Annotated in this window: 13 protein-coding genes; 7 read left to right on the forward strand and 6 right to left on the reverse strand. The window is 69.6% G+C overall.

The window, feature by feature from the left end:
• Positions 1–86 precede the first annotated feature (86 nt).
• A complete protein-coding gene (locus tag RFN52_RS19915; RefSeq protein ID WP_184847945.1) occupies positions 87–953 on the forward strand; it encodes a hypothetical protein in 867 nt (288 codons plus the stop codon).
• Positions 954–1,084: 131 nt separating this feature from the next.
• Here the strand turns inward: RFN52_RS19915 and thiC are convergent, their stop codons facing one another.
• The gene (thiC, locus tag RFN52_RS19920) at positions 1,085–2,869 is read right to left on the reverse strand and encodes a phosphomethylpyrimidine synthase ThiC (RefSeq protein WP_311241002.1); all 1,785 of its coding nucleotides are present in this window, start codon (positions 2,867–2,869) and stop codon (positions 1,085–1,087) included.
• Positions 2,870–3,123: 254 nt separating this feature from the next.
• Between thiC and RFN52_RS19925 the strand changes: the two genes are divergently transcribed.
• Positions 3,124–4,923 carry a YibE/F family protein gene (locus RFN52_RS19925; protein WP_311241003.1) on the forward strand — a complete coding sequence of 600 codons (1,800 nt, stop codon included), beginning with the start codon at positions 3,124–3,126 and terminating at the stop codon, positions 4,921–4,923.
• 431 nt (positions 4,924–5,354) lie between these two features.
• Here the strand turns inward: RFN52_RS19925 and RFN52_RS19930 are convergent, their stop codons facing one another.
• The 4 genes from RFN52_RS19930 to RFN52_RS19945 form a co-directional block, all read right to left on the reverse strand.
• On the reverse strand, positions 5,355–5,789 hold the full coding sequence (locus RFN52_RS19930; protein ID WP_033309865.1) for an SsgA family sporulation/cell division regulator: 435 nt from the start codon (positions 5,787–5,789) through the stop codon (positions 5,355–5,357).
• 97 nt (positions 5,790–5,886) lie between these two features.
• Positions 5,887–6,741 (reverse strand): IclR family transcriptional regulator, encoded by an 855-nt coding sequence (locus RFN52_RS19935; RefSeq protein WP_374050167.1) that lies wholly within the window; start codon positions 6,739–6,741, stop codon positions 5,887–5,889.
• A 205-nt stretch (positions 6,742–6,946) separates the two neighbouring features.
• Entirely contained in the window at positions 6,947–7,159 is a 213-nt protein-coding gene (locus RFN52_RS19940; protein ID WP_020271174.1) for a DUF5326 family protein, read from the reverse strand.
• 164 nt (positions 7,160–7,323) lie between these two features.
• Positions 7,324–7,641, reverse strand: a complete 318-nt coding sequence (locus tag RFN52_RS19945; protein WP_062927868.1) for a cupin domain-containing protein — start codon at positions 7,639–7,641, stop codon at positions 7,324–7,326.
• Between the two features lie 60 nt (positions 7,642–7,701).
• Between RFN52_RS19945 and RFN52_RS19950 the strand changes: the two genes are divergently transcribed.
• The 5 genes from RFN52_RS19950 to RFN52_RS19970 all read left to right on the forward strand — a co-directional run bounded on the left by RFN52_RS19950 (position 7,702) and on the right by RFN52_RS19970 (position 11,565).
• Positions 7,702–8,079, forward strand: a complete 378-nt coding sequence (locus RFN52_RS19950) for a phage holin family protein (protein ID WP_184847947.1) — start codon at positions 7,702–7,704, stop codon at positions 8,077–8,079.
• A gap of 6 nt (positions 8,080–8,085) precedes the next feature.
• A complete protein-coding gene (locus tag RFN52_RS19955; protein WP_184847948.1) occupies positions 8,086–8,577 on the forward strand; it encodes a low molecular weight protein-tyrosine-phosphatase in 492 nt (163 codons plus the stop codon).
• Positions 8,574–9,779: a cystathionine gamma-lyase gene (locus tag RFN52_RS19960; protein WP_184847949.1), complete on the forward strand. Its 1,206-nt coding sequence runs from the start codon at positions 8,574–8,576 to the stop codon at positions 9,777–9,779. Before RFN52_RS19955 ends, RFN52_RS19960 begins: the two co-directional genes overlap by 4 nt.
• A gap of 195 nt (positions 9,780–9,974) precedes the next feature.
• Complete coding sequence (locus RFN52_RS19965) at positions 9,975–10,880, forward strand: LysR family transcriptional regulator (RefSeq protein WP_184847950.1); 906 nt, start codon at positions 9,975–9,977, stop codon at positions 10,878–10,880.
• 202 nt (positions 10,881–11,082) lie between these two features.
• Positions 11,083–11,565: an NUDIX domain-containing protein gene (locus RFN52_RS19970; protein WP_102913681.1), complete on the forward strand. Its 483-nt coding sequence runs from the start codon at positions 11,083–11,085 to the stop codon at positions 11,563–11,565.
• A gap of 9 nt (positions 11,566–11,574) precedes the next feature.
• Here the strand turns inward: RFN52_RS19970 and RFN52_RS19975 are convergent, their stop codons facing one another.
• Complete coding sequence (locus tag RFN52_RS19975; protein ID WP_374050168.1) at positions 11,575–13,212, reverse strand: globin domain-containing protein; 1,638 nt, start codon at positions 13,210–13,212, stop codon at positions 11,575–11,577.
• Between the last annotated feature and the right edge of the window lie 516 nt (positions 13,213–13,728).

The raw sequence follows: 13,728 nt of genomic DNA on the forward strand, positions 1-13,728 counted from the left end.
TCTGCTTATCCGTAGCAGGCTCCCCTCCGTTTCTGCCCGACGGCTCGTCAGCATGCCGAGCCCCAAGCCCTACGGAGCATCGGGGGATGCACATGAACAGCGTTCCGCAGCACCTGCTGAGCGAGGACCGCCAGGAATACGAGCGGATCCTCGATGAGGCGCTGCGCTCCGCACCACACCGTCCCGAACTGGCCGCTGTCGGTCAGCGGCTCAACCCCGAACAACTGCGCACCATGGCGCTGAACGCGACCGCACTCATCACGGCGGCCGCTTCGACCGAGTACCAGCACTACGTCAAGGTCCGCGACGAGCTGCGACAGCCGGCGTCGGCCGGCTCGCAGGCCGTGCGCGAGTCCGGTTCCGCCGAGCCGGGCACGGGCGCGTCGGGGCTCGCCGCCACCATGAACGGGGTCGCCGAGACCGCCGGCGCGGGCGCCGTCGCCGTCGTCGCCGTCCTCGCGCCCGTCCTGGCCGGAACGGCCGCGGCGATCTTCCTGCTCGTCGGCTACATCCTGCGGATGCTCGACCCGGAGCAGGGATTCGCCCGGACCATGCTCACCACGGGCTGGGTGTTCGGCGCCGTGACCGCGGTGGCGATCCTCGTCGCGGCGGTGGGGCTGCTGCTCACGGCCCTGCGGAACAAGCCCACGGCCGAAGGCGGACCGTACGGCGAACTGCAGGGCGAGGTGGCCCAGGCCAAGGAGGCCTGGCACGAGGCCCTGCTGGAACGTGGCATCGTGCCCTTCCTGAGGGAGGCCCTCGTCGACCCCGGCGCGGCGGCAGCACTGCACCACACGCCCTCGTCCACGCCGGTCAGCCGCATGCCGCACCTCGGCTACGGCCGCCCGGGGTTCACCAGCCCGGACGACGGCGACCGCGGCTCGCGCCCCAGCTTCAGCAGCCCGGACTACACCAGCCCGGACTTCGGAGGGCCGGAGCACCAGCCGGAGTAACACCGTCGGAGCCCGTCCGAGCGGGCGGACCCAAGCCGGCGGACCTGAGCGGGGGCCTGAGCGGGGGGGGGACCCGAGCGGGGGCCCACAGGCCAGGGGACCATCGGCCCCCGGGCCTGTGCTGGGCCGGGTCAGTCCGCGATGGGCAGGTATACGCGATTCCCGCTCGCCGCGAACTCCTTCGACTTCAGGGCCATGCCCTCCTCGATCTCGGTCCGTGTGCCGCCGTGTTCACGGCGGATGTCCTGCGAGATCTTCATGCTGCAGAACTTGGGACCGCACATCGAGCAGAAGTGAGCCGTCTTGGCGGGCTCGGCGGGCAGGGTCTCGTCGTGGAACTCCCGTGCCGTGTCCGGGTCGAGGGCCAGGTTGAACTGGTCCTCCCACCGGAACTCGAAACGGGCGTCGGACAGCGCGTCGTCCCATTCCTGCGCACCCGGGTGTCCCTTGGCGAGGTCGGCTGCGTGGGCGGCGATCTTGTAGGTGATGACGCCGGTCTTGACGTCGTCACGGTTCGGCAGGCCCAGGTGTTCCTTGGGCGTGACGTAGCAGAGCATCGCCGTGCCCCACCAGGCGATCATCGCGGCACCGATGCCGGAGGTGATGTGGTCGTACGCCGGCGCGACGTCCGTGGTCAGCGGGCCGAGCGTATAGAACGGAGCTTCATCGCAGATCTCCTGCTGAAGGTCGATGTTCTCCTTGATCTTGTGCATCGGGACGTGGCCCGGGCCCTCGATCATGGTCTGTACGTTGAAACGCTTCGCGATCCGGTTGAGTTCCCCGAGCGTGCGCAGCTCCGCGAACTGCGCCTCGTCGTTGGCGTCAGCGATCGATCCGGGCCTGAGGCCGTCCCCGAGCGAGTACGTGACGTCGTACGCGGTGAGGATCTCGCAGAGTTCCTCGAAGTTCTCGTACAGGAACGACTCCTTGTGGTGCGCGAGGCACCAGGCGGCCATGATCGAGCCGCCGCGGGAGACGATGCCGGTCTTGCGGTTCGCGGTCAACGGAACGTACGCCAGGCGCACGCCCGCGTGGACCGTCATGTAGTCCACGCCCTGCTCGGCCTGCTCGATGACCGTGTCCTTGTAGATCTCCCAGGTCAGTTCCTCGGCCCGGCCGTCGACCTTCTCCAGCGCCTGGTAGAGCGGCACGGTGCCGATGGGGACGGGGGAGTTGCGCAGGACCCACTCGCGCGTGGTGTGGATGTTGCGGCCGGTGGACAGGTCCATGACCGTGTCGGCGCCCCAGCGGGTCGCCCAGGTCATCTTCTCGACCTCCTCCTCGATGGAGGACGTCACGGCCGAGTTGCCGATGTTGGCGTTGACCTTCACCAGGAACCGCTTGCCGATGATCATCGGCTCGATCTCCGGGTGGTTGACGTTGGCCGGCAGTACGGCCCGGCCCGCGGCGATCTCGTCGCGTACGACCTCGGGCGCCACGTTCTCCCTGATGGCGACGTACTCCATCTCGGGCGTGATCTCTCCTCGGCGGGCGTACGCAAGCTGCGTAACCGCCTGGCCCTCCCTGCCGCGGCGCGGCTGACGCGGCCGGCCGGGGAAGACGGCGTCCAGGTTGCGGAGGCCGCCACGGGGCGAGGTGTGCTTGATGCCGTCGTCCTCGGGGCGGACGGGGCGGCCCGCGTACTCCTCGGTGTCGCCGCGGGCGATGATCCAGTTCTCGCGCAGCGGCGACAGGCCCCTGCGGACGTCGGTGTCGACGAGCGGATCGGTGTACGGGCCCGACGTGTCGTACAGCGTGACCGACTGGCCGTTGGTGAGGTGCACCTGACGGACCGGCACGCGCAGGTCGGGGCGGGTGCCCTCGATGTACGCCTTGTGCCAGCCGATGGACTTCCCGGCCTCCTCGGACTTCTCGTCCTGAACGGAGGCAGGCGTGCGTGCGTCCTTGTTGGTCATCAGACCTACTCCCTACGCCGGCATTACCCGGTAACAGGTTCGGCGGTCGACGCAGCGGTTTCCGTCCGGCGATGTTTCGTGTGAAACATCACTCGACTCCGGCGATGTTTCATGTGAAACATCGCTGGGACGGAGGTCAGCGCCCTCTCAGCCCGGTGCTCCGAGCTCCCGCGTGTACAAAAGGTGCCTCCACGCTAGCGGCAATTCTGGCGCGGTGAACAGAGGGCCCCCCTCGTTCTTGCGATGATCGGTCGGTGACCACGACGCAGCGTCCCCCCTACCCACCGCCCGAGCCGCCCCGCGGGTCCGGCGCCGGAAACGGCAATGGCCGTGGTGACGGCCATGATGTCGCCGCCGGAGGCGGGCAGGGGCAAGCCAAGGGGCAGGGTCCCGGGCCCGGATACGGGCGTGAGGGGCGCGACGGGCGTTTCGGCCCCTCGGGCGGCGGTGAGTACGGACGGGGCTTCGGTGGCGGCCCGGGTGCTGGTTCGTCCGGTGGTCACGGTGGTCCCGGTGCTCCCACGGGCGGCCAGGGCCCCGGCCATGGCCCCGGTGGCCCCGGTGGCCCCGGTGGCCCCGGTGGCGGCGACGGGCATGGCCACGGGCACGGTGCCGGCGGCGGGAATGGCCGTAGCGGAGGCGACGGGCGCGGTGACGGTAATGGTCATGGCGGAGGTGACGGGCACGGTCACGGTGGCGCTGACGGGAATGGTCGGGGCGGGGATGACGGGCACGGGCACGGTCCCGCCCCGGGCGGCGGCCACGGGCATTCGCACAGCCACGGTCCGGCCACGCCCGTCTCCATGCACCTGCGCAAGGTCATCGCGGCGGTCCTGATCCCGTTCGCCGCAGCGGTGCTGGTCGGTCTCGTCGTGCTGTGGCCCGGCGGCGCCCCGGCTCACGAGCGCACCGGCGTCGGCTTCGACCGGCAGACGCAGGACGCCACGGTCACCAAGGTGGTCGAGGTGAGCTGCAAGGAGGCCGGAGCTTCGGGCGTTCCGCCGACCGGCGACACCTCCACCGCTGAGGGTTCCTCCGCGGTGCAGCAGGAGCAGGGCACCTGCAAGCGGGCGACGATCCGGGTCGACAGCGGCGACGACAAGGGCCGTACGTTCACCGAGATCGTCCAGCCCGACCAGTCCCGGCAGCTGCACGAAGGTCAGAAGGTCGTCGTCGCCTACGAACCGTCGGCTCCGAAGGACCTGCAGTACTCGGTCACCGACGTCAACCGTCGGCTGCCCATGGCTCTGCTCGCCGGCATCTTCGCCGTCGCCGTCGTGGTCGTCGGGCGGCTGCGGGGTGTCATGGCGCTGGTCGCACTGGCCATCAGCTTCATGGTGCTGAACTTCTTCATCCTGCCCGCGATCCTGCAGGGCTCGAACCCGCTGGTCGTGGCGGTGGTGGGCGCGAGCGCCATCATGCTCATCGCCCTGTACCTCTGTCATGGTCTGTCCGCCCGGACATCCGTGGCAGTGCTGGGCACCCTCATCTCGTTGCTGCTGATCGGCATCCTCGGCTCGGTGTTCATCGACTGGGCCGCGCTCACCGGCAACACCGACGACAACACCGGCCTGATCCACGGTCTCTACCCGACGATCGACATGAGCGGTCTGCTGCTCGCCGGCATCATCATCGGTTCGCTGGGCGTGCTCGACGACGTGACGGTCACCCAGACCTCGGCGGTCTGGGAACTGCACGAGGCCAATCCGTCGATGGGGTGGCGCGGGCTCTACCGAGCGGGCATCCGGATCGGCCGCGACCACATCGCCTCGGTCGTCAACACGCTCGTCCTCGCCTACGCGGGTGCCGCCCTGCCACTGCTGCTGCTGTTCTCGATCGCGCAGAGCAGTGTGGGGACGGTCGCCAACAGCGAGCTGGTCGCGCAGGAGATCGTGCGCACGCTGGTCGGTTCGATCGGCCTGGTCGCCTCGGTGCCGGTCACCACGGCCCTGGCGGCGCTGGTGGTCTCGGCCGACCGGCCCGGCACGGAGCCCGCCCTGGAGGCCTCCGCGGTCCCGGCGCGCGGGGGGAGGGGCCGACGCCGCAAGCGCTGACGCCTCCGCGCTGCGGACGCCTGCGACGGCGTGGGCCCCGGCAACTGGCGCGAGCGGGTGCCCCGGCAACTGGCGCGCGCCTGGACTCCCGGCGCCTGATGCGGGCTTGGACGCCCGGCGTTTGATGCGGGGCCTGGACACTCGGGCGACACCCCGGCCCTCGGCGCAGCGCCCCTGCCCTCCATGCGGAATCTGGTCCTCCGTTCGGAACCTGGTCCTTCATGCGCGGGGCCCAGTCCTCGACGTGGCACCCCTGCGTCCGACCCGTTGGCCCCGAGCGTCTCGTCTCGACCGCCTCGGACCGCTTCGTCTCTCCCGCCTCAGACCGCGTGAAGATCGCCCGGTCATACGAAGATCGCAGGAAGAAGCGTTCCTGCATAGCTCGACGGCATCCGGTGAAGCGTTACTCCACCGTGCCGCCGGCCCATGCCTCAACCAGCGCCCTGCTCGGCGAGGATGCGGTCCAGGGCCTCGTCGAGGTGCGCGTCGAAGTCGGCGAGCGAGCCCTCCTGGCCCAGCGGCACCAGCTTGTCCGTACGGTCCAGGAAAGCGACGAGCGGTGCCGTCGACGACCGGAACAACGCCTGGTCGCTGCCCACCTGAAGCCGGATCAACACCTCGCCCAACGCGTCGGGTTCGACGGGCGTGACCCGCACATCACCCTCCCCGCACGGCCGGCCGACCCCGTCGATCAGCAACTCCCGGCCGAAAGCCCATGTCACCGGGGCATCACCGGGCAAGTGAAAAGTCAGCCGGACGGCATAGGGATCACTGGACTCATAGCGCAGCTCCACGGGAATGCGGAAGGAGAGCTCCTCGGACACGAGAAAGCTCATCATGACCTCTGCTTGTACGGACTCGCGCATCGATAACCCCGTCATTCGCCGTGACTGGCCGGGAACGAACCTCTGACACTTGTGGAATCTTGCTGAACGTACACAGCAGATCACAAGGAGTGAGTTTTCACATACTGATAGAGAGCGCGAGCGAGCCGAGCATCCGTCCGATCTCGGTCTGCAACTGACGGGCTGCGGGGAGCAGTCGGTCGGCCTGGTGTGCGGGCAGGGAGATCGCCATCGTCGCGGCCGTGGTGCCGAGGGTGAGCGGGATGGCGGCGCACACCGCGCCCAGGGCGTACTCCTGACGCTCGGTCACGGGTTCCATCCGCCGGATCCGCTCCAGACGCCGGAGCAGACTGTGGTTGTCGCGCACCGTGTACGGCGTGAGGGGCTGCACCGGGTAGCGGTCGAGGTGGTCACGGCGTGCTTCCTCGTCCAGCTGGGACAGCAGGCACTGCCCGATGGCGTGCGCGTGCCCGGTCTCACGGAAGTCCGCCCACTCCTCGACCGCCGGGTTGCCCGGGGTGTCGGAGACGCACATGACCTCGATCTCGCCCTCGCGGTACACCGCGTAGTACACGGGCACGCCCAGGACGTCCCGCCAGTGCGCGAGCGCGTCGACGACCGTGCTGCGACGTTTCTGCCGCGCCCCGCTGCTGCTCAGCCGCTCGGCCGCCTCACCGAGGAAGAACAGGCCCTTGTCCCGGCGCAGATAGCCCTCGTGCACGAGCGTGCGCAGCAGGTGGTACGTCGTGGGCAGCGCCAAACCGGTCTCGCGGGCCAGCTGTTTGGCCGGGGCGCCGTACTCGTGTACGGCGACGGTCTCCAGCAGGCGCATCGCCCGCTGCACGGAGCCGATGAGGGTCGGCGGAGGCGGAAGCGGCGACGCGGAGGGGGGCGGTGGCCCGGGCGGCGCCGCCGAGCGCGGTTGCGCGGGGACGGTGTGGAGCTGGACGGGTGCGGTGTCAGCCGGGGCCAAGGGTCTCTCCCGAAGCGCGAGGGGGCAGACCGTGCGGAGGAACACGGGTGGGGTGAATGCCGCTCGCGGGGAAGTCCCCGCGTCGAGTTCCGGACTCTATTCGTCTGCCACCGCACGCAGACGGTCCGGACGGGAAACTTCCCTCCCCCGAGGGAACGGGTGATTCCTGGTGTATCCCGCTACCCCCACCGGTTTCCCTCCGGTCTCACCAGTCGCTGCGCGACGAGGAGCTCGAAGTGAACTTCCGTACGACGTAGATCAGTCCACCGACCAGGGCAACGAAGACCAGCACCTTGAAGAGCAGTCCGATGACGAAGCCGACCACACTGGCGATCAGCCCTCCGAACACGACCAGGGCGATGACCGGCACCGCGATCCACTTCACCCACCACGGCAGTCCCGTGAAGATCTCTCGCATCGCCCTCGTCCTTACCTTCCCACCCGTTCGAGTGCCGGGCCCTGTCGGTCCTTCTGGATCTCTGATGTCCTGCACTCGATGCTAGGTCCGGGAGGGGTCGAACGGGGGCCTCGCACCCCTTGTCCTCCCCTGACCGATCCCCTAGGGAACCCTGAGGCGGTCCGTCACCTCTCGGGCGGAGAGAAGACCACCAGTACCCTCAGGTCCTCGGTGATGTGGTGGAACTTGTGCGCGACGCCCGCCGGCACGTAGATCACACTGCCGCGCGCCACCTGGGTCGTCTCCAGGCCGACGGTGATCGCGGCACGGCCGCTCACAACGAAGTAGACCTCGTCCTGATTGTGCGGCTTCTGTGGATCCTGCTCGCCCGCGTCCAGGGCGTACAGACCGACCGACATGTTCTGCTCCCGCAGAAACTGCAGGTAGGCGCCCTCGTTGGCGGCGCGCTCCGCCTCCAGTTCATCCAGCCGGAATGCCTTCATCGCCTTGTCCGCCCCTGCCTCTTGTGCCCGTGTCCGATCAGGTCTGCCACGATCAGACACATGATGAATTTCGTAGTCAAGACGATCGCCAACGCGGGCGCCCTGGCCGTCGCCGTATGGCTGCTCGACAAGATCACCCTGACCGGTGACAGCACGGGCAAGAAGATCGGCACCCTGATTGTCGTCGCGCTGCTCTTCGGCCTGGTGAACTTCCTGGTCAAGCCGCTGGTCAAGCTCCTCAGCCTGCCGCTTCTGATACTGACGCTCGGCCTGTTCACGCTGGTCGTCAACGCGCTGATGCTGCTTCTCACCTCGTGGCTGGCGGACAAGCTCGACCTGAGCTTCCACGTGGAGGGCTTCTGGACGGCCGTTCTGGGCGGCCTGATCATCTCGGTCGTCTCCTGGGCGCTGCACGTCGTCCTGCCCGACGGGGACTGAGCAGACATGACGTACCGCGTCTGCTTCGTCTGCACGGGCAACATCTGCCGGTCCCCGATGGCCGAGATCGTCTTCCGCGCTCGCGTGACGGAGGCCGGTCTCGACGAGCTGGTGGAGGTCGACAGCGCCGGCACGGGCGGCTGGCACGAGGGCGACGGCGCCGACCCGCGCACGGTGGCCGTCCTGGAGGACAACGGCTACGCCGGCGGCCACACGGCCCGGCAGTTCCAGCCGTCCTGGTTCTCCCGCCTCGACCTGGTGATCGCCCTGGACTCCGGCCACCTCGGGGCGCTGCGCCGCCTCGCGCAGACGGAGCAGGACGCCCGGAAGGTACGACTGCTCCGCTCCTACGATCCTGCCGCCGGCGACGATCTCGACGTACCGGACCCCTACTACGGGGGCACGGACGGCTTCGAGGAGTGCCTTGAGATGGTGGAGGCGGCGAGCACCGGCCTGCTCGCCGCCGTGCGCAAGGACGTGGAGGGACGGGTGGCATGAGCGATTCCGCGACGGATGACGAGGGTGGGGCGACGGGCGCCGTCGACGACGTGACGGGCACCGCGGGACGGGCAGGCGCGGGGACCGGTGACGGCACGCGAGCGGTGCGGGCCGGGCTGCCCGAGCCGGTCAAGCACGAGCCCACCCTGCCCGGCCCGGTGTTCGCCGCCCACTTCCATCTGCCGGGCGATCCGACCGGCCCCTACACCTACGGCCGCGACGAGAACCCGACCTGGACGCTGCTGGAGCGCGCCGTCGGCGAACTGGAGGCACCAGGCCGTGACGATGCCGAGACGCTCGTCTTCGCGTCGGGCATGGCCGCGATCTCGGCGGTGCTCTTCTCCCAGCTGCGCACCGGCGATGTGTGCGTCCTGCCCGACGACGGCTACCAGGCGCTGCCGCTGGTCCGTGCCCAGCTGGAGGCGTACGGCATCGAGGTGCGGACCGCGCCGACGGGCGGCGACGCCCAGCTCGATGTCCTCGACGGTGCGAGTCTGCTGTGGATCGAGACGCCGTCGAACCCCGGGCTCGACGTGTGTGACATCGGGCGGCTCGCCGAGGCGGCACACGCGCGTGGTGCCCTGGTGGCCGTGGACAACACCCTCGCGACGCCGCTCGGTCAGCGTCCGCTGGAGCTCGGTGCCGACTTCGCGGTGGCCAGCGGCACCAAGCAGCTCACCGGCCACGGTGACGTCCTCCTGGGGTATGTCGTCGGCCGGGACGCCGAGGCGATGGCCGCCGTGCGCCGCTGGCGCAAGATCGTCGGTGCGATTCCGGGGCCCATGGAGGCCTGGCTGGCGCACCGTTCGGTCGCGACGCTCCAGATGCGGGTCGACCGGCAGAGCGCGACGGCCCTGGCGGTCGCCGAGGCGCTGCGCGAGCGGCCCGAGGTGACGGGGCTGCGCTACCCGGGTCTCCCTGACGATCCCTCGCACGAGATCGCCGCGCGGCAGATGCGGAGCTTCGGCTGCGTGGTGTCGTTCACGCTGCCCACGCGCGCGCGTGCCGACCGCTTTCTCGACGCGCTACGGCTCGTGGACGACGCGACGAGCTTCGGCGGGGTGCGGTCCACGGCCGAACGGCGGGGGCGCTGGGGCGGGGATGCGGTGCCCGAGGGCTTCATCCGCCTGTCGGTCGGTGCCGAGGACCCGGAGGACCTGGTGGCGGACGTGCTGCGTGCGCTGGAAGCGTCGGCTGACTGACCATCCCCACGGACGGTCCGAGCCTCCCCCCTCGTGGCTCGGACCGTCCTCCGGTTCCGCGCGCAAGAACCGCGCGACCAAGGCTAGTTGACTCTCTGTCAGTGTCCAATCACGGTAGCGACAGAGACCTATCGACTTATTTATAGTTGAGCAGGGCCGTGGGCGGGTAGCGGAGGCCGGAGAGGGGAGTGTGCGGTGGATCTGGCCTTGCTGCGGACCTTCGTGACCGTGCACCGGGCCGGCTCCTTCACCCGCGCCGCCGCCCTGCTCGGTCTTTCCCAGCCCGCCGTCACCTCGCAGATACGCACGCTGGAACGGCAGCTGGGCCGCCCCCTGTTCCTCCGGCAGGCCCGCGGCGTGACCCCGACGAGCATCGGCGACGAACTCGCCCACAAGGCCGCGCCCCACCTCGACGCCCTGGTGGAGATCACCGAGACCGGCCTCGACGACGACTCCTCCTTACGGACACTGCACCTCGCAGGTCCTCCGGAGTTCACCGCCGAACGAGCCCTGCCCGCCCTCACGGAGCTGACCGGTGAGGACGGTCAGGGCTTCGCCTTGCGCGCTTCCTTCGGGACGGCCGAAGAAACCCTGGAAGGGCTTTCCGCCGGGCATCACGATCTGGCCATCAGCACGGCCCAGCCGCGAGGCGCCCTGCTCACGGCGACTGCGCTCTGCGACGAGGAGCACGTCCTGGTCGCCGCTCCGCGCTGGGCCGAGGAGATCGGTACCGGGCAACCGGGCCGCAAACCGGAACCGGCCCTCGAGAAGGTGCCCGTGGTGGAGGTGCACGAGTCGCTGCCCTTCGTCTCCCGCTACTGGGCCTCCGTCTTCGACTCGCACCCGGCCGCCCCGGGCACCGTGATCGTCCCCGACCTGCGTGCGGTCCTGGCCTGCGCCGCCGCCGGCGCCGGCCTGGCGGTGCTGCCCCGCTATCTGTGTGCGCCGGCGCTGGAGCGGGGCGAGGTCGTCGCCCTGCACGAGCCGACGGTGCCACCGCTGCGGACATACTTTCTGGTGGTCCGAACCGGGACGCTGGCGATGCCCCACATCGCTCGGGCCCACGAGTGGTTGCAGCGGGCTTCGGCCGACTGGTGCTGAGTCCCTCCTCGACCGGCTCCGAGCTGCGGTGACGTTGGTTTCCAGTGCGCCCTGACGGGGAGTGCCGAGGGTGCCCTCGTGAGGGCACCCGGGGCACCTCGGCGTCGGTAGCGGGGCGCTCGGGACCGGGCCTCACTCTGGGAGCTCGGCCGGTGACGTTTCGCGATGTTTCACGTGGAACCAGCCGGGCCACATTTCACTCATGACCGTCCGACCCGTGGTCAAGCGCACCGCCCGCGCCGTTCTGCTGGACGGTGCCGACCTGATCTTGATCAAGCGCACCAAACCGGGTGTGGATCCCTACTGGCTCACCCCCGGTGGCGGGGTCGAGCCCAGCGACTCGACCGTCATCGACGCCCTGCACCGCGAGGTGTACGAGGAACTCGGCGCCAAGATCACCGATGTGGTGCCCTGCTTCGTGGACACCATGGAGCACATCGGGGAGGACGGCGGCGCGACCGGTGTGAAGGTGCAGCACTTCTTCGTCTGCCGCCTGGAGTCCATGGACCCCTCCCTGCGCCATGGCCCCGAGGTGGACGAGCCGGTCGGCGAGTACGAGATCGTGCGTGTGCCCTTCACCCGCGTCGGAATCGCGTCCGTCCATCTCGTGCCGCTGTCACTGCGCCACTACCTGGACGGCAACATCGAGGGCGTACTCGCCATGCACGCGCCCGATCTGGGCTGAGACACCTGGTCAGCTTCCGGCCGCGACCAGTTCCTCGACGGAGTCGTGCCGTATGCGATCCGACGGGATACCGACGTCCCTCAGGGCGTTCATACCGCTGCGGATCATCCCGGGCGGCCCCGAGAGGTAGGCGTCGAACTCGTTCCACGGCCCATAGGCACGTATCGCGTCCGGCAGCTGCTGGTTCGCCTGCTGGTCGATGATCGCCCGGACCGAGAGCCAGGGGTGGCTCTGCTGGAGGCGGAGCATGGTGTCGATGTCGTACAGGTCGTGGTCCGTGCGGGCGCCGTAGAAGACCTCGACCGGCCGGCGGTCCCCGTGCTCGGCGACATCCTCGACCAAGGCCTTGATGGGCGCTATGCCCGTACCGCCGCCCAGGCAGAGCAGACCACTCTCGGTGGTGTGGTCCACGGTCATGGAACCGGCGGGTGGGCCGAGCCGGATGATGTCACCGGGGCGGGCGCGGTGCACCAGGGCATTGGAGACCCATCCCGCCGGAACGGCCTTCACGTGGAATGACAGCAGACCGTCGGATCGGGGCGCCGAGGCGAAGGAGTAGTGCCGCCAGATCCGGGGCCACCAAGGCGTCTCCACGCTCGTGTACTGCCCAGCGAGGAAGGGGTATGGCTGGTCGGGCCGGACAGTGACGACCGCGACGTCCGGGGTTCTCAGGTCGTGCGTGACGATCTCGGCGTACCACCAGGCCGGGGCGCGCAGCTCGTCCGCGGCCGCCGCGTCGATCATGACCTGGGAGATCGTGGTGTAGGCCCTGACCCAGGCCGCCTCCATCTCCGCGTTCCACACCCCGGCGGCGTACTTGCTCAATGCACCGATGAGGCACTCGCCGACGGCCGGATAATGCTCGGCCCTCGTCCCGTACTTCCGGTGCCCCCGGCCGAGATTCTGCAAGTAGTCGACGAGGACTTCCTTGTTGTCGATGTGCTCGGCGGCCGTGAGCAGCGCTCTGAGCAGCCGGTCCCGCTGGGTGTCCATCGCGGCCGGGAACAGCGACCGCAGGTCGGGGTGGCGGACGAAGAGCAGGGCATAGAAGTACGACGTGACCTTGTCCGCGACCGGGGCCACCTCGGCCATGGCGCGGCGGATGAGCAGGGCGTCCGGGGAGCCCTCTTCGGCCGGGGCGGTGGCGGCCTCTTCCGGGGACGACACCGGGGCGTGCCGCTGGGCGGAGACATGCTGCTCGGCAGCGGCAGTTGGGGGCGGAGCCAGCGTGGAGGCGAAGGGCGCGGGGGTCAGTGCAGTGGGTGCGGGGCCCGGCGATGTGGCGCCGGCGAGGCTGGAGACCATGGGGGAAGGCGCGTGCTGCGCGGCGTGACGGGCGGGCGTCGCTATCGGATCCGGTGCCTCACGCTCTTGCTCCGGCCCACCGGTGCTCACACTGCCGGGCGTCGAGCCGGGCGCCGCGGATGTGCCGTCCGCCGGGCCTTCCGGGACGGTTCCCGGCCTGCCCACCGGGCGTATCGCGGCCGGTCGACGCCCTTCTGCCGTCCTGTCGGGCGTCCTGGCGTCGTCTTCCGGCGCCGTCGTCGGGTCCTTGCGGGGTGTGAACCAGCCGCCCCCGCCGCCAGAAGTGCCGTTGTCGGCCGACGTGGTGGTCGGAGCGTCCATGGTGTGCCTCGCCTCGAGCATCTTTCGGTCGGTCTGCGCACTTCCCAGTCGGAAGGTGCCTGCTTTCCCCCGTGGACGGTCTGCGTTCCCATCCTTGTCGCGGCCAATGCGGCCACATTCAACCCGTATTCCGGCCCCGTACGGACAAGTAAGGCGAGAGTGTGACATTGGCCGCAGTAACTCTCGTCGAGCTTCTCACCCGCCTGGACGCTTCCGTCGCATAACCGGAAACGCGGGTCTTCGATCTCTCCGTCCCGTTAGGCTGCATTGCCCCGCACTCGGCCCTCACGGGGGCGTCCCGTCCCGGATGCGAACCGGAGTCGACCCTACCGGCCACCGCCGTGCACACAAGTCCCCCCTTCCCTCACCACGAATGCGGCCACCGCGCGAACCATCCAGTCGGTCAACTACGGTGCGGTGAGGCTCCGTTCCCAGCACCGATCGGACACGCGGTGTTCTTACGCGTTTCACGTGAAACATCCAGCACCGGCCCACGCCGTGTACGGGTGGCGACAACTGGCCAAAAGCTCGTACGTC

Origin of the sequence: Streptomyces collinus (genome assembly GCF_031348265.1) — a bacterium.
In the GTDB taxonomy this organism is placed as follows: domain Bacteria; phylum Actinomycetota; class Actinomycetes; order Streptomycetales; family Streptomycetaceae; genus Streptomyces; species Streptomyces collinus.

Excerpts from the sequence above, each read along its gene's own strand:
- RFN52_RS19915 (WP_184847945.1), top strand. The coding sequence starts at position 87 with ATGCACATGAACAGCGTTCCGCAGCACCTGCTGAGCGAGGACCGCCAG.
- thiC (WP_311241002.1), bottom strand. The coding sequence starts at position 2,869 with ATGACCAACAAGGACGCACGCACGCCTGCCTCCGTTCAGGACGAGAAG.
- RFN52_RS19930 (WP_033309865.1), bottom strand. The coding sequence starts at position 5,789 with ATGCGCGAGTCCGTACAAGCAGAGGTCATGATGAGCTTTCTCGTGTCC.
- RFN52_RS19940 (WP_020271174.1), bottom strand. The coding sequence starts at position 7,159 with ATGCGAGAGATCTTCACGGGACTGCCGTGGTGGGTGAAGTGGATCGCG.
- RFN52_RS19945 (WP_062927868.1), bottom strand. The coding sequence starts at position 7,641 with ATGAAGGCATTCCGGCTGGATGAACTGGAGGCGGAGCGCGCCGCCAAC.
- RFN52_RS19950 (WP_184847947.1), top strand. The coding sequence starts at position 7,702 with ATGATGAATTTCGTAGTCAAGACGATCGCCAACGCGGGCGCCCTGGCC.
- RFN52_RS19955 (WP_184847948.1), top strand. The coding sequence starts at position 8,086 with ATGACGTACCGCGTCTGCTTCGTCTGCACGGGCAACATCTGCCGGTCC.
- RFN52_RS19960 (WP_184847949.1), top strand. The coding sequence starts at position 8,574 with ATGAGCGATTCCGCGACGGATGACGAGGGTGGGGCGACGGGCGCCGTC.
- RFN52_RS19970 (WP_102913681.1), top strand. The coding sequence starts at position 11,083 with ATGACCGTCCGACCCGTGGTCAAGCGCACCGCCCGCGCCGTTCTGCTG.
- RFN52_RS19975 (WP_374050168.1), bottom strand. The coding sequence starts at position 13,212 with ATGCTCGAGGCGAGGCACACCATGGACGCTCCGACCACCACGTCGGCC.